General features: G+C 35.9%; 14 protein-coding genes. 4 read left to right on the forward strand and 10 right to left on the reverse strand.

The window, feature by feature from the left end; genetic code table 11:
• Positions 1–162: 162 nt before the first annotated feature.
• Together KQI76_RS00910 and KQI76_RS00915 are read right to left on the reverse strand one after the other, a co-directional pair.
• The gene (locus KQI76_RS00910) at positions 163–1,311 is read right to left on the reverse strand and encodes a family 43 glycosylhydrolase (RefSeq protein ID WP_216398422.1); all 1,149 of its coding nucleotides are present in this window, start codon (positions 1,309–1,311) and stop codon (positions 163–165) included.
• 127 nt (positions 1,312–1,438) lie between these two features.
• On the reverse strand, positions 1,439–3,109 hold the full coding sequence (locus KQI76_RS00915) for a formate--tetrahydrofolate ligase (RefSeq protein WP_216398423.1): 1,671 nt from the start codon (positions 3,107–3,109) through the stop codon (positions 1,439–1,441).
• 508 nt (positions 3,110–3,617) lie between these two features.
• On the opposite strand from KQI76_RS00915, the gene KQI76_RS00920 reads away from it, so the two are divergent.
• The 3 genes from KQI76_RS00920 to KQI76_RS00930 all read left to right on the forward strand — a co-directional run bounded on the left by KQI76_RS00920 (position 3,618) and on the right by KQI76_RS00930 (position 5,530).
• Entirely contained in the window at positions 3,618–4,331 is a 714-nt protein-coding gene (locus KQI76_RS00920) for a class I SAM-dependent methyltransferase (protein ID WP_216398424.1), read from the forward strand.
• A gap of 79 nt (positions 4,332–4,410) precedes the next feature.
• The gene (locus KQI76_RS00925) at positions 4,411–5,133 is read left to right on the forward strand and encodes a DUF2268 domain-containing putative Zn-dependent protease (RefSeq protein WP_216398425.1); all 723 of its coding nucleotides are present in this window, start codon (positions 4,411–4,413) and stop codon (positions 5,131–5,133) included.
• Positions 5,134–5,269: 136 nt separating this feature from the next.
• The gene (locus KQI76_RS00930) at positions 5,270–5,530 is read left to right on the forward strand and encodes a hypothetical protein (protein WP_216398426.1); all 261 of its coding nucleotides are present in this window, start codon (positions 5,270–5,272) and stop codon (positions 5,528–5,530) included.
• A gap of 26 nt (positions 5,531–5,556) precedes the next feature.
• Here the strand turns inward: KQI76_RS00930 and KQI76_RS00935 are convergent, their stop codons facing one another.
• Positions 5,557–6,153, reverse strand: coding sequence for a DUF1836 domain-containing protein (locus KQI76_RS00935; RefSeq protein WP_216398427.1), 597 nt, complete (start codon positions 6,151–6,153; stop codon positions 5,557–5,559).
• Positions 6,154–6,289: 136 nt separating this feature from the next.
• Here KQI76_RS00935 and trhA point away from each other — a divergent pair, with 136 nt between their 5' ends.
• Entirely contained in the window at positions 6,290–6,937 is a 648-nt protein-coding gene (gene trhA, locus KQI76_RS00940) for a PAQR family membrane homeostasis protein TrhA (RefSeq protein WP_216398428.1), read from the forward strand.
• Positions 6,938–6,981: 44 nt separating this feature from the next.
• Here the strand turns inward: trhA and treR are convergent, their stop codons facing one another.
• From treR to KQI76_RS00975, 7 genes are all read right to left on the reverse strand, one after another.
• Positions 6,982–7,695: a trehalose operon repressor gene (gene treR, locus KQI76_RS00945; RefSeq protein ID WP_216398429.1), complete on the reverse strand. Its 714-nt coding sequence runs from the start codon at positions 7,693–7,695 to the stop codon at positions 6,982–6,984.
• 153 nt (positions 7,696–7,848) lie between these two features.
• Positions 7,849–9,549, reverse strand: coding sequence for an alpha,alpha-phosphotrehalase (gene treC, locus KQI76_RS00950; protein WP_216398430.1), 1,701 nt, complete (start codon positions 9,547–9,549; stop codon positions 7,849–7,851).
• A gap of 620 nt (positions 9,550–10,169) precedes the next feature.
• Positions 10,170–11,612, reverse strand: a complete 1,443-nt coding sequence (gene treP, locus KQI76_RS00955; RefSeq protein WP_216398431.1) for a PTS system trehalose-specific EIIBC component — start codon at positions 11,610–11,612, stop codon at positions 10,170–10,172.
• A gap of 172 nt (positions 11,613–11,784) precedes the next feature.
• The gene (locus KQI76_RS00960) at positions 11,785–12,129 is read right to left on the reverse strand and encodes a hypothetical protein (protein ID WP_216398432.1); all 345 of its coding nucleotides are present in this window, start codon (positions 12,127–12,129) and stop codon (positions 11,785–11,787) included.
• A 155-nt stretch (positions 12,130–12,284) separates the two neighbouring features.
• Entirely contained in the window at positions 12,285–12,893 is a 609-nt protein-coding gene (locus tag KQI76_RS00965) for a YpjP family protein (RefSeq protein ID WP_216398433.1), read from the reverse strand.
• 666 nt (positions 12,894–13,559) lie between these two features.
• Positions 13,560–14,576: a glycosyltransferase family 2 protein gene (locus KQI76_RS00970; RefSeq protein WP_216398434.1), complete on the reverse strand. Its 1,017-nt coding sequence runs from the start codon at positions 14,574–14,576 to the stop codon at positions 13,560–13,562.
• 390 nt (positions 14,577–14,966) lie between these two features.
• Entirely contained in the window at positions 14,967–15,593 is a 627-nt protein-coding gene (locus tag KQI76_RS00975; RefSeq protein WP_216398435.1) for a hypothetical protein, read from the reverse strand.
• Positions 15,594–15,606 lie beyond the last annotated feature (13 nt).

Genomic DNA, 15,606 nt, shown 5'->3' on the forward strand with positions numbered 1-15,606 from the left:
TCGTGAGATTTGGTGGTCGGGAAACCAACCTTATCTTACCATGAAGAGAGGCTTTTTTGACCCCACGCTAGAAGCTCTATGGAACCCCCGGCATAGCCAGGGGTTTTCAAAGAACATAAAAAAAATGAACACCGTGTCAACAATAACACAGTGTTCAATCAGTTAAATATAATTTATTTTAGCAACTACAGGTTGATCAGTTGGTTCGACTTGGTCACCTGGAACTCCAAAGAATGGTGTCCCATCTTCATTCCAAAACAAACGTTGAATACGTGCGTGTCGGTTATGATCATAAAGTGAATTTCCCTCGACCTTTTTATATGGACGTGCATGGTAAACAAGTAGGTCATAACCATCCTCATCAACACTAAAACTATTGTGACCCGGTCCATATTCTTTTGTTTCCTCGCTTGTAACAAAAACTGGTTCCGGTGTTTTGTACCAAACAGAAGGGTCAAGCAAATCTGCATCTTGATCAGCTGAGAGATAACCAACAGCATAGGTATGATCTGTAGCATTTCCGGAAAAAGCAATAAATACTTTGCCGTTTCGCTTAATGACTGCTGCACCTTCATTTACATAGAACACACTATTTTCCCACTCATATTCAGGGGTGGAAAGTAAGACTTGATTCTTTATTGTCCATGGATTCTCCATCTCACCAATGTATAAATTAGAAATCGTATCATTTTCTACTTTTTGTGCCCACACTAAATATCTTTTGCCATTATTTTCAAAAGTCGTTGCATCTAGTGAAAAACTTTGGAACTCTGTATTCACTTGGCCTTTTTCTACCCATGTACCTGTCAATGGATTAGGATCAGCACATTCTATAACATATGGTCGAATTGCCCAAACGTCATCTCTTTCTCCTGCCGCAAAATGTACATACCATTTACCATCAATATAATGTAATTCTGGTGCCCAAATATGTTCAGACATAATGCCACTTTCATGACGCTCCCAGATAACAACTTCTTCAGCTTCTGGTAATTCTGCAATTGTTTTAGCTCGTCTCAAAACAATGCGATCATATAATGGGTAAGAACCTGTGAAATAATAGTATCCATCCGTATGTTTATATAAATAAGGATCAGCTCTTTGTTCAATAAACGGCTTTGGATAAGTCGTTACTCTTAACTTACCTTTAATTTCGGTATCATTTTCATTGATAACATTTTCATTTTCCCACTCAACGGGATATTTAGCTTTTAGCCCATTACTTAATTCAACCTCAACCTCTTTTGGGAGAACAGGGCTAGTATTCTTTTCTACATTTAACTCAATCGTGGGTATGTTAACAATTTTCATCAATCTCTTCCTTTCCTCTGTTTACGTTTATTATAGCAAAAATGTACATATAAGCAATAGTTATCACATTGTTTTTCGTTACTTATACGTACAGATTTTTTATAAAATAACGTAAACCTAGGTCCGATTAGAATAGCCCACTTATTTCTCCTCTAGCATTAATATCCATATTTAAAGCTGCTGGCTTCTTTGGTAGGCCAGGCATTGTTAGCATTTCACCGGTTAAAGCAACAATAAAACCCGCACCGATTGATGGTCTAAGTTCTCGGATTGTAATGGTGAAGTCACTTGGACGGCCAATCAACTCTGATTGATCAGAAAGTGAATATTGTGTCTTTGCCATACATATTGGTAGGTTAGACCAGCCATGCTTAGTGAATTCTTTAATCTGTTGGTCTGCTAATGCTGAATATTTAACATCTTTTGCTCCATATACCTTTTTAGCAATTGTCTCAATTTTACTTTTAAGGTCAATATCCAGAGGATAAAGTGGTTGATAGTCTGATGAATCTTGTTCAATACACTTGATCACTTTTTTCGCTAACTCTATTCCACCTTGTCCACCCTCTGCCCAAACAGTTGTTAGTGCTAATTCAATCCCTCTCTCTGCACACCAATCCTCAATTGCTTTTATTTCTTCAGCTGTATCTGTGGTAAAGTGATTTAAGGCAACAACAAAAGGTAATTTAAATGCTTTTATTGTTTCAATATGTTTTTCTAGGTTAGCCAATCCTGCGATTAAGGCTGGGATATTTTCTATTGTTAGTTCAGATTTATCAAGACCACCGTGCATTTTCAAAGCCCGAGTCGTTGCAACAATAACTACAGCCTTTGGATCTAATTGACCTATTCTTGCTTTTATATTTAAGAACTTTTCCGCTCCAAGATCTGCACCAAAACCTGCTTCTGTAACCACATAATCAGCCAGCTTACTAGCCATTTTTGTAGCCAGTAAACTATTACACCCATGGGCAATATTAGCAAACGGCCCCCCATGAATAAAAGCTGGGACCCCTTCTATCGTCTGAACAAGATTAGGCAAAATAGCGTCTTTCAATAACATAGCTAAAACACCTTCAACACCTAACTCAGAAACCGTAACAGGGCTACCATCTGTTCGATAACCAATCACAATTTTCGCCAGTCTTTGTTTTAAATCTTGGTAATCTTTCGCTAAGCATAGAATGGCCATGATTTCTGAAGCAACAGTAATGTTAAATCCATCTTCTCGTGGAACCCCTTGTTTAACACCACCAAGGCCAACGATAACCTCACGAAGGGCCCGGTCATTTAAGTCAACAACGCGCTTCCAGGTAATCCGACGGGTATCTATTTGTGCTGAATTGCCTTGAAAGATATGATTATCAATTAATGCCGCTAAAGCATTATTCGTAGCTGTAATTGCGTGTATATCGCCAGTGAAGTGTAAATTAATCTCCTCCATTGGAAGAACCTGTGAATAGCCTCCGCCAGTGGCTCCACCCTTTAGTCCCATTACCGGGCCTAACGAAGGTTCGCGTAAGGCAACAGCAGCCTTCTTGCCCATTTGTTGTAAAGCTTGGCCAAGCCCAACAGTTACAGTCGACTTCCCCTCTCCCGCAGGTGTCGGATTAATTGAAGTAACCAGGATCAGGTTCCCATCAGGTTTATTAGCTAACCGATCTAAAATGCTCAAGGAAAGTTTCGCCTTATATTTTCCGTGCGGTTCCCATTCACTTTCAAGGATATCCAATTCTTCAATAATAGACTGGATCTGTTTCATCTTTGTTTCCTTCGCAATCGCCAAATCTGTTTTCATTTGATTATCTCCCATCTTTAAAGTCGTACATTATATGATTTATTTTTATAATCATTCGTATTATAGCACTATTTTATCTAATTTTGGACTTATCTTTCGATAATCATCACTGAATTATTTTTTTCGTGAGTAATTGAGCATAATGGTATATATTTTATTCAACTTAAATAGTAACCAGATTATTTTGAATTATCTAATATCCTACTACAAAATTAAGGAAAGGTAAATCTTATCCCGAAAAAGAAAAGTTAGCATATGATATGAACATAAAGTGAATCTTCACTCAATGAGGGCTCTTTATCCTCACAGATAGGGAAGCGATTCCTATTTGCTTGATAGAAAAAACAATCACGTTAGGTGGTTAGCATTACAAGAAGTTTTATTAATTGAATGGACGAAACTTTACAGACCAATATCCTCACTGGCTATTCTTTGTCTTCCTCAATTTATTAGTAAGTAGTATCTAACGAGTCAAGGTGGGGTGAAAGGTCAAATTAGGAGAATGAGTATGGACTTTAATTATACAACTATGTTAGCAGAATTTAATATTGGTAGCGCACATCCAGGTGGATTCTCAGCAACTAAGAGGGCATGGGATCTTATTCAAGCCTATCCCCACGATATCATTTTAGACGTTGGCTGTGGCACTGGTAAAACTTTAGCCTATCTAGCAGAAACAACAAGTAGCCAATTATTCGGTATTGACAATCACAAGATGATGATTGAAAAAGCAAAACAAAGGCTAAAAACAAACAGAAAAATTGACCTTTTTTTAGCTGATTTAACTAAGCTCCCTTTTCAATCTGATACAATTGATTGCCTTTTATCAGAATCAGTCACTTCCTTTGCTGATATAGCGATTGGGCTTAAAGAGTACTCCCGTGTTCTTCGGAAGCAGGGAATTCTCTGTTTAATTGAAATTACGGCAAAAGAACAGTTGGCATCGGAGGATCGCACTGAAATCAATCAATTTTATGGTACACAATCAATCTTAACTAAATCAGAATGGGAAGGAGCTATTCATAAAGCGGGATTTACTATTATTGATCGGATGCCGTTACCAGCTACAAGTGAGGGTAGAGTTGATCTAGATATGGATATGAAGATTGATCCAATTTACTTTGACTTTTTAGGCCATCATTTTCATTTGATTGAAAAATTGCAAAATCAAATAATAGGCTACCTATTCCTATGTCAAAAAGAGACTGTTAAGGCTGATTAATATGACAATTATAAATACGAGTATCTTATTAAGAAGATTTTTAAACAAGGGCACTTTTACGTTAGAGACGCAGAACAATATGATTATTCAACCAATTGCTGAGTATTTTTCTGATCAAAATCAACCGGATCTCCACACCTTATTATTGAGTCATGGACTCTTTCATCCCGAAAAGGTAACTAATCAACAGATTGAAGATTTGCTTAAGTCAACAGTATGGTCATTTATAGATGATCAATTCAATCAATTAAAAACAGAATGGAATGGACCCGATAGTGATATTTTCATTCTGCCCGCTGACCTCAGCAATAAAAAACTAATCGAATATTTTAATGGTGTTTCTGGATTAAATATCGCTAACAAAATCTTTCTCTTTATTGACGCACAAACAAGTAAACAAGCATTGGCTGCAATACTTGCTCATGAATACAGCCATACCGTTCGCTTAAATCACCTTCATAAAAACAGTGAAGGGCTTAAGCTAAAAGATACAATTGTTTTAGAGGGAATTGCAACAGTGATCACTGAGGAAAAATTCGGTCACACATTACTTCCTAACTTCGATGATCGCAAAGAAACTGTAAGCAGACTTTGGTCTAAGTGGATCGAGCCTAATCTCACTCTGTCAATTAATCATCCACTTCATCACTATATTATGTATGGTAATAGCCATATTCCAGAGCTAACTGGTTATCTCGTTGGGTTTCTAATTGTTAAGAAGTGGTATACCAAACATCAAACAAATCTAACTAATCTGCTTTATCAACCAACAGATATTCTTTTGCGAGATATTGAACTATAAATATCACAGAACCTCAGCGATTATCCTCCACAGATTTTGTAATTAGACATATTGTAATATGAGTGCTTAAAAGTATTTAGCATGATGATTAAATACGATTTAACTCATTCATATTAATTTAGAAAGGAGCTCTCCTATGTCTAGGTATTATAAAATGTGTTGCGATAATATTGGTAAACCTGTCTGTATTAAAACCATAGATGGGCAGGAGCACCGTGGAATTATCCGTCAGGTTACACCAACCCATGTCTATTTAGATCCTTTACCTAACCGATCTGGTGGTTTTGGAGCTGGTTATTATAATCAAAATTTCTACGGTTATGAACCTGGGTTTGGTTTAGGTATTGCCCTTGGTGCAATAGGAACATTAGCTGTTCTTCCTTGGTTCTTTATCTAATGAAAGTAAAACTAGACAGAATCTGTCTAGTTTTTTTCACGATCACTTTTTTCCTCAGTTCCAATCAATTGATCTGTCAACCGTTCGGCTAACTTACGATACATATTACTATGATGAACCAATGCGAATATTAGAAACAATTGTCTAATGTAGTCCGAATCCTGGTGATCAACGATAGCCGTCGCCTGATCAGCCTCGTCATATAATGGTGTTAGAGCATCCGTAAAATCTTCTACCTGTTTATTCATTAATGCAACATATTGATCATAAACTTCATCTAAATCTACCGTCTCTTCTTCTACTAAATCATTTAACCTTTTCAATACCGTACGTGTATCATTGATTGAAAGGGTTCCCTTTAGTTGATAGATGAATTGAATAAACATGATGTGTTCTTTAGTATACTTTTTATTTTTGATTGGAAATAATAAATCATCTTTCGCATAATTATTAATCATTGTTTTTGTTAAGATCTTCTCTTGTTCGTTCCTTTTACCTGATCGATAAGTTGCTTCAAATAATTGTGTCACTTGATCCATATAGAGATCAATCTTCGGGATATCTTCTCGAACAATCATGTTATCTAAATCGAGTGATGCTAGAAGCTCTTCTATTTGTTTCACGGTAATTACCTCGTTTTTTTTAGTTTCTTTAATTATAACTTATATTTTTAAATAGGTAAATGTTGACGATACATCTAATGTGTAGTATTATTTTATTACATAGTTTTGAGAACTACATTAGGTAAGGGGAGATATGATGAATCGTTATATTAGAGAACCAATCAATGGATTTACTCATTTAGCAGGTGCGGTTTTTGCCTTTGTCGGCCTGTTATTTATGGTGATTAAAGGCGCACAAACCCTAACATTAACTAGTGAGATTCTTTCATTAATTATTTTCGGAGTCAGTATGATTTTACTCTATGCTACATCGGCTACTTATCATATGGTCATCGCATCTGACCATGTTATTGCTTGGTTAAGAAAGTTGGATCACTCGATGATCTATGTATTGATTGCTGGGACCTATACTCCTTACTGTATCATTACATTACGAGGAACACTTGGCTGGAGCTTACTGATCATTATTTGGTTAACTGCGATCAGCGGGGTCTTATTTAAAATGATTTGGTTTCATAGCCCGCGCTGGTTATCAACGTTACTTTATATTATCATGGGGTGGTTAATCATCTTTGCAATTGCACCCCTTTCTGCTAATTTGGCAATGGAAGGTGTTATTTGGTTAGTTCTTGGTGGAATCATCTATACGATTGGCGGGGTTATTTATGCTGTTAAGCCAAAATGGTTAGAGAGCAAATACCTAGGCTTCCATGAAATCTTTCATCTATTTATTTTAGCTGGATCACTAGCCCATTTCATTAGTGTTTACTTTTATGTCTTATAAGTATCTTAGAAAAACAAGCACAACCCTATTAGGCTGTGCTTGTTCTAATGGTGGCGGCGGGCAAAATCAACAAAACGAAAACGATCGGGGCGATGCCTTGACTCCGTATATTGAAATAATGTTGCATCGTCTAAATACACATAATTCTTAATCACAACAATGTTGTTAAACCCCTCGAGATCTAGTAGTTGATAATCCTCTTCTGTTGGTTCTTCAACAGTAATTTCCTTTTTCGCAAAACTGATCGTTAAATTAAGTTGATTCTCTATATAAGCATAGATAGAATCTTGGCAAATATCAATTGTTAAACCTGAAACCCTATTTTCGATTAAAAAGTCTTTATCTAAAATCACACGTTCTCCAGAGAATTCTCTCGTTCGGATCACACGCCATACTTTCTCATCTTGTTCCACCCGTAAATGTGTTTGCAGAAATTGATCAGGGTTAACTAAACTTAGATCATGAACACTTGTTTTTACATCTTGATCAATCTTATCAGCTATTTCTTTAAAACTGACTAACCCTGAGACTGGAAAATTGAATTTATTACGCTCAATAATTACAGAGCCTTTTCCCCTGATTTTTTGAATATAACCATTCTGGGATAGAAGATTTAAGGCTTTTCGAATGGTTTCCCGCGATGTTTGATATTGATCTTTTAATTCATTTTCTGACGGAAGTAATTGACCTACCTCCCATTCATCGTGTTCGATCCTTTCTACTAATTCTTGATAAATCAAATCATATTTTCGTTTCATTAAAGTCCTCCTTGTCCATATGGTTTCCGCTTCACTTAAATGAAAAGGCAAATTTCCAGTCTGAGAAGCTTTTCCTTACTGAAGATTAGATGAACAATTCGGGCTTTTTCGAGCCGTTGGTCTTCATTTAGAAGATTTATTCCTTTATGATACTTAACCTCGTGTCTTATCATCAGCTAACCTGTGATAAACAACAGATTCATAAGGTCGTAATTCCCCCTTAAATACATCACCCAATTGATCAGGATAATTACTAATCAGCACTTCAGTTTTGTTTAGTTTTTCATCGATCATCTTTGAAAGATCATAATCGACCGATTTAGAATAAAAATTATTTAATACAACAAGCTGTTCATTTTTATTTGCCCTAATATAGGCGAAAATCGCCTCATCATCGGGTAAAATTAATTGATAATCACCTGTTGTTATAATATCATATTCCTTCCGAAGTTGGATTAATTTCTGATAGTGATAAAAAATTGAATCCTCGTCTTCTAACGCTTGTTCAGCATTAATCGTTTGATAGTTGCTAGCTATATCAATCCACGGGGTTCCCTCTGTAAATCCAGCATTCTTTTGATCATTCCATTGCATCGGTGTACGTGAATTATCACGTGATTTCTCACGTAAGATCGCTAATATTGTTTCTGAATCGACTCCTTTTTCTTGCATTAGATGATAAAGGTTTTTCGATTCCACATCTCGATATTGATCTATTGAATCAAAGTTAGGATTTGTCATCCCAAATTCCTCACCTTGATAAATATAAGGCGTTCCCTGCATCATATGGATTGTTGTCGCCAACATTTTGGCTGATTCCCTGTGATAATGCAGATCATCACCGAAACGAGAAACTACACGAGGTTGATCGTGGTTACACCAAAATAAAGCATTCCATCCCCCACCTCTATGCATACCAACTTGCCAGTCTGATAAAATAGCTTTAAGTTTTTGAAAATCAAATGGTGCAATCGCCCACTTTTCGCCATTTGGATAATCAACTTTAAGATGGTGAAAGTTAAAAGTCATATCTAGCTCTTCACGTTCAGGTTTTGTATAGTTTATACAGGCATCAATAGAAGTTGATGACATTTCGCCTACCGTTAATAAGTTTTTGCCTTTAAAAACTTGTTGATTCATCTCGTGTAAATATTGATGGATTTTGGGACCATCCGTATAAAATTTCCGTCCATCACCAGGAAATACACTCCCATCATCATCAATAAATGTTTGGTCCTTTGAGATGAGATTAATGACATCTAAACGGAAACCATCGACACCTTTATCGATCCAAAAATTCATCATTTGATAAACTGCATCGCGTACTGCTTCATTTTCCCAATTTAAATCGGCTTGGCTAGTATCGAATAAATGTAAATAATATTGATCTGTTCTCTCGTCATACTGCCATGCACTTCCCCCAAATTTCGATTGCCAGTTTGTTGGCTCTCGATTATTTTTCCCATCTTTCCAAATATAAAAATTACGGTATCGATTATCTTTACTGAGTCCAGACTGCTTAAACCATTCGTGTTCTGTCGACGTGTGATTAACAACAATATCAATGATAATTTTAAGTTGACGATTATGGGCCTCCTCTAGCAATCGCTCAAAATCAGCCATGGTTCCGTACGGCTCAAAAATTTGATAATAGTCCCTAATATCATAGCCGTTGTCGTTCTGAGGTGAATCATAAATCGGAGTTAACCAAAGAACGTCGACTCCAAGTTTTGTAAAGTAATCTAACTTTTCAATTATACCATTGATATCACCCATTCCTGAGTGTGTTGTATCATTAAAACTTTTCGGATAAATTTGATAGACAACCGACTTTTTCCACCAAGCTTGCGTCACATGATCATCCCCCAAAATATTTTTATCTAAATTTGAATTTTACTTAAGATCAGCCTCCATTTAACCCATTTAAAGGACTTATGATAAAAGTTGATTTTTTAAAAATAAATCTGCCTTCAGCGTGGGATTGTTCCCCCTGATTGCTACGATGATTTGAGGTTAGCTTAAGGAAGACAGACTTCCTCACTATATCCCTTCTTCCAAATATGCCTCTCCTTCTAATAAAGTGAACCTTCAATCAGTAGGGGTTGGGCTACAGGACCTAATAGGATCAGTCTGCCTCCCACCATCCTCCGCTGAACAGGGCTGGGACTGGGACTGGGACTGCGGTTACTCGTCCCAGCGGAAACATTTGTTACTACCACAAGGGTACGACTCAAAGGCCCCTAAACCAATCAGGCCGTCAGTTGACCTCCCACTTATAATGCTTTGTTTCCTTCGAATACTTCAAGCGGGAGTCATACTGACAGTTAAACTACGATAAGGACTTTTGCTAGAAAAACTAATTAGGACGTTATCAATCATTAAGCCCCTATCTAGCGTTCTTTTGCTTCTTCAAATTTTAATCTTAATTATTTTGCAGTCAGTTAATGAAAAATCAAAATAGTCATGATCATTCATTACTGATCTTTACCCAATCGTTCATAAGCATTCTTTCCAAACTTAGTCTTAGCAAAGACCATTGTTAAAACAATCGGAACTACGATAGCAACAGCCATGGCTACAAAGAACATTAACCAGTCCCCAGCCTGAATTGACAAGAATCCAGGAATACCACCTACACCAATTGAATACGCCATGACACCAGATCCAACTGAAATAACGCTTGCAATTGATGAACCGATCATGGCTGCCAAAAATGGAAAACCGTATTTTAAGTTTATCCCAAACATAGCTGGCTCAGTTACCCCTAGATAACAAGAAATAGCCGCTGGAATCGAAACCTGTTTTTCTACTTTATCTTTACGATTTAATATAATCATTGCGATAACTGCAGACCCCTGAGCAATATTCGATAGTGCAATCATTGGCCATAAATTCGTTCCATCAAACTGACCCATCAACTGTAAATCAATCGCATTCGTCATGTGATGTAGACGTGTGATAACGAGGGGTGCATAGGCAAAACCAAAGACAGAAGCGAATAGCCATCCAAATGATGAGGTTAAACCTGCATAAACACCTTCAGAAATCCAATCACCAATCACCCAACCAACCGGACCTAAAACAACATGAGCAATCAAAACAGCTGGTACGAGAGCTAAAAGTGGAACAAAGATCATTGAAATAACACTCGGTATAACCTTCCTTAATCCAAGTTCCAAGTAGGCTAACACAAATCCCGCAAGAATTGCCGGAATAACTTGTGCTTGGTAGCCAATCATATCAATTGTTGCAAAACCGAAATCCCAAAACGGAATCTCAGCTGCTTCCGCAACATTATACGCATTGAGTAATTGAGGAGAAACAAGAGTTAATCCAAGGACAATTCCGAGAATCTGATTTGTCCCCATTTTACGTGTAATTGACCAAACAATCCCCACAGGTAAAAAGTGAAAAATCGCTTCACCTATTAACCAAAGAAAGTCATAAGTCCCTTGCCAAAACTGAGATAAGTCTGTGAGTGTTTGATTCCCATTTGGCCCAAATTCAGCAATATCACCAATTATACTTCGAAAACCTAAAATCAATCCCCCAACAACCAAGGCTGGAATAATTGGTGTAAATATTTCTGCTAAATTTGAAATAAGACGCTGTAAAAAGTTCATATTTTTCTTGGCAGCAACTTTCGCCTCTTCTTTTGATGTATCACCTACACCAGCAATTTTAGTAAATTCATTATAAAATGTAGCAACTTCATTACCTATAATGATTTGAAACTGTCCAGCATTAGTAAAGGAACCTTTAACAATATCTAATTCTTCAATCTTTTTAGCATCTGCTTTTTCAGGATCATTTAAAACAAACCGCATTCTTGTCGCACAATGGGTAACAACGGAAATATTCTCCCTACCTCCAATAAGGTCTAAAAGTTCTTTTGCCGAATCTGTGTACTTTGCCATTTTTCTCCCTCTCTTTCATAAGATTTATCATCTTAATCTAAACATGTATATACAAGTTATTGATTACGCTTTCATTTTAACTTGTATATACATGTTAGTCAAGCGTTTTTAGCATATTTTTTAAAAAAACAAACACTCAATGATTCAATTGCCCCACTGAGTGTTTGCCTATTTATTCAAAAACAGCACGATCTACATGACCATCCAACTCTTGGATTTCAAGTAATGCTTGATTAAAATCGTCCTCTGATATTTCAAATGATAAGACTGTCCTTCTTTGATTTTTATCCTCTTTGTCAATTTCCTGAAAGCCAACCGCACGTTGCACCCCTATACCTGAATTGGAAACATTCTCTCCACCCGTTTCAATTGGTATATATGGTACAACTAACTGAACACCATTATCATCTTTTAAAAAATCGATCATCATTTGATTTGTCTTATATTTACTTAATTTCGTCCGGAGTTGCTCAGCTTCATCTTCATTATGGAGATAAACGCGTACTTCCCTAGACATATTTTCAATCCTTTCTATTTGAATTTTTAACTCATTTTACTTTTCCCTTATATTTGAATATCAAACATGAAAGACGCTCAAATTTAATTCCCTTCCTTAATTTCCTATATTAAGGAATCAAAAAAACTAGATTGAGCTTAAGGCTCAATCTAGTTTTAACTCATCCATCTTGGTGGCGTATCTTTACTCCAATAGAGATCAGCAATCATATAATGCGTCTCGAATTGGTCTTCCGCTAAATGATAATGAAAATTAAACCAATATCCTTCAAGCGGACGTTTTTCTCTTCTAACATGAAATTTAGCAATAATTTGATCTGCTTGTTCATCATAAATATCAAATATTTTTTCACCATAAGCTGAAGTATTATCTGCAATAACAGATAAATTGAAGCTATCATCTGAATCATTCATTGCAATTAAATCCTTAACAATTAACTCAATATTTGGCAAAACTTCTGCTGTTACTTCACTATCCAGCTGTGTTAAAATTCTAGGCCCAAGTTTTTCAATTGTTCGATCTTTTACTTGTTCAATCAATTCCTCAGTTGGATCAAGTACCGCAACAGGTTGGGAATTCAGCTCTTCTAGATAAACAGGCGACTCATATAGATAAGCTTCTGTTTTATCAAACGCCTTCTTCTCTGATTCCGTTCCATTATGATTTGCTTCCGCATGTATATCTAAGTCAATCGGAGGGACATAAAAACCTAGCGTCATAATCGTCACTGTTATAACAAATAACTTTTTCAACCAAAGCTTCATAATATCCCTCCCAAGATAAATTTTACTTATTAAGGCGAACCCACACTTAGAGGAGATTTTACCCATCCCCTAATAAATATTAGATAAACGAATTGGCTCTTACTAACTGTTAAGCTAAAGCCCTCCCATAATTCCAATCATTCCATTTGTATGATTAAAATGAGAGCATACAGTTAATCAATCTTTAATAACTTAAGTTTACCACACAAATGTGATCAGTCGATCAAAGAAGAACTTTTGTAATGTAATTGAAATCTTTTATCAAAATATATTCAATGCCGAATATAGAAGCTTAGGGTGCGAGCATAAAATGAGATTTCCGAGCATAGACCCAGCTTCCGAGCATAAAATGGGATTTCCGAGCATAGAGTCAGGTTCCGAGCATAAAATGAAATTATCGAGCATAGAGCACCTGCTTCCGAGCATAAAATGAAATTATTGAGCATAGACCAGCAGGTTGCCTGTTAGTAATCTGCTAAAATGAGGTGATAAAGGATCATATGTAGAAAATGTAGTCTAAATCAAATTATACGGAATAAAATAAATCTTCACTCAACTGTGGACTTACAGTCAGTGAATCTATATTAGAATTTATGTAAAATACTATCTTTAGTTTAAAATAGTGAGAACACCGAGATGGTATTCTCACTATTCTCAATTATATTTCTAATTAAAACCAAAGATTCTTCTCGATATTTTATAGGCACCTACAGAAACCCGTCGACCAATCCAACTAGGTAAGTTGGTCAGTTGACCTAAAAATCCATATCTTAATTTGCGATATAGCTTTTTATCTCTTTCCTTGATATATGCCAAGAGTTCTTTTTTCTTCTTCAAATTCTCCTTTTCACGTGAGCGAATCAGCAGAATAGAAGAAATGGTTGTAACGATTTCTAACTGATGGAATAAGTAATTTTGTAATCTTTCATTTTGAATCGTCTCTAAATCTATATAATCAATCATCATCTTATTCACTTTTAATTGTTGATCAATTCTACTAATCATTACTTTTTCATTAACGGATTGATCGTCCCTACCAATAAAATACCGATAAAAATCGACGTTCAAATAATACATACTTTCAACACGAGTTAAGGGTTGATAAACGTAAAGATTGTCAACATAGAAAGTATGACTAGGAAGACTCAATCGAAGCTCTCTCAATAATTGAGTTCTATAAATCAGTGAGTGCATCATCAAGTATTGACCTTTTCGGAAAGGTTTGGTGTCTTCCCAAGCGAAAATCGTGTCTTGGGGGATAATACTTGTATATTTCATGACCTTTTTATATTTTGCACCCTCTTTTTCATAGACAAAGTTACTAATTAACAGATCAATAAATTTCCCCCGATCAATCAATTCATTAAGTGTATCTAAGATTTTCAAATAGGCACGAGTATCTACCCAATCATCACTATCGACGACTTTAAAATATAATCCTGTCGCATGTTCTAACCCTGTATTGATTGCCTCACCATGACCACCATTCGGTTGATGGATAGCCTTAATTTTGCTGGGGTGCTTAATTGCATAATGATCAGCTATTTCTGCGGTTCGATCAACAGAACCATCATTAACAATAATTAACTCGATATCCTCTCTGTCCAACAAGAGCGATTCAATACAATTTCTCATATAATCTTGTGAATTGTAACAAGGAATAACGACTGATAATAACTTCATCTCTTCACCACCTTTACTATGTTTATCGGACTCCTTAAAATATATCGACCAAAAAATAAAAGTGTACACCATCTATTTAATCTAAACCATTACTTGAAAGAAAACACTATTTTCTCTTAGATTATCGGTCATAAAATGAAACTTTACAAGTGGGAGTTCTTCCCTCCATCGGGTGTTAAATAATCGTAGGAGGCCAGCAGGTATAACCCACTTTTCAAAGTAACTTACCATTAAAGCAACCATAAGATTCATCATCAGGAAGATACTCATAATTAGGTAAAAGTGGATTAAAATCCTGTTTGTTCATCATGGACATCCCTGATTAAAATTAATCTCAAGCGTGAAAATATGGATAGACAACTGACCTGCATTTTCCCCAACAAATTACCCTTAAATTGCTTGTTTGTCAGGTTCCTGTTTGAAAATCACTTTAAAAATTGGGTAGAATACCCAGAATGAAATTGCACTGTTAATAATCATTGTAATCATATCTGCCATTGTTTCTCCGAATGAACCCATGCCCCATGTATTCATAAACAGATCATAGATCGGTGCTTTATAGAATCCTTGGGCTGCTGCCGCTCCGATTGTAATAACAAAATAAGCAATCACATACCACATTGCTGCCTTCCAAATGTTAGTGTTCGATTTAAAGGTAATATTTCTTTGTGCAAAAAAGTTAATAATTTGGGCAATCCCAATTGCAATTTGAACAGCAAGGAAATAAGCAAGTCCCCCACCGCCCCCAGCAGATAAAGGACCAGCACCATAGTCAAATACAAAATATGAACTCCCATCAAAATTTTTACCGATTTGCATAATTTGAAAATTAATATTCACTAATGATGTTTGATCAAATAAACTTCTTAAAAAAGGCATCAAAACAAGTTGTAGCACTGTTACACCATTACTTAATAGAAAGAACACTAGAAATTGTGCAATATTAGGATGTTTTTCTTTAAAATTAGCCCAAAACTTTAATTTTGGAACAGTCGTTTTACGAGTTTCGCCGTTCATTTTTTCCTCCTTC

This window comes from Amphibacillus sp. MSJ-3 (genome assembly GCF_018919165.1).
GTDB lineage: Bacteria > Bacillota > Bacilli > Bacillales > Amphibacillaceae > Amphibacillus.

Coding starts and splice junctions, on each gene's coding strand:
- KQI76_RS00930 (WP_216398426.1), top strand. CDS start 5,270: ATGTCTAGGTATTATAAAATGTGTTGCGATAATATTGGTAAACCTGTC.
- KQI76_RS00975 (WP_216398435.1), bottom strand. CDS start 15,593: ATGAACGGCGAAACTCGTAAAACGACTGTTCCAAAATTAAAGTTTTGG.
- KQI76_RS00925 (WP_216398425.1), top strand. CDS start 4,411: ATGATTATTCAACCAATTGCTGAGTATTTTTCTGATCAAAATCAACCG.
- treP (WP_216398431.1), bottom strand. CDS start 11,612: ATGGCAAAGTACACAGATTCGGCAAAAGAACTTTTAGACCTTATTGGA.
- treR (WP_216398429.1), bottom strand. CDS start 7,695: ATGAAACGAAAATATGATTTGATTTATCAAGAATTAGTAGAAAGGATC.
- KQI76_RS00965 (WP_216398433.1), bottom strand. CDS start 12,893: ATGAAGCTTTGGTTGAAAAAGTTATTTGTTATAACAGTGACGATTATG.
- KQI76_RS00920 (WP_216398424.1), top strand. CDS start 3,618: ATGGACTTTAATTATACAACTATGTTAGCAGAATTTAATATTGGTAGC.
- trhA (WP_216398428.1), top strand. CDS start 6,290: ATGAATCGTTATATTAGAGAACCAATCAATGGATTTACTCATTTAGCA.
- KQI76_RS00970 (WP_216398434.1), bottom strand. CDS start 14,576: ATGAAGTTATTATCAGTCGTTATTCCTTGTTACAATTCACAAGATTAT.
- KQI76_RS00915 (WP_216398423.1), bottom strand. CDS start 3,109: ATGAAAACAGATTTGGCGATTGCGAAGGAAACAAAGATGAAACAGATC.
- KQI76_RS00910 (WP_216398422.1), bottom strand. CDS start 1,311: ATGAAAATTGTTAACATACCCACGATTGAGTTAAATGTAGAAAAGAAT.
- KQI76_RS00960 (WP_216398432.1), bottom strand. CDS start 12,129: ATGTCTAGGGAAGTACGCGTTTATCTCCATAATGAAGATGAAGCTGAG.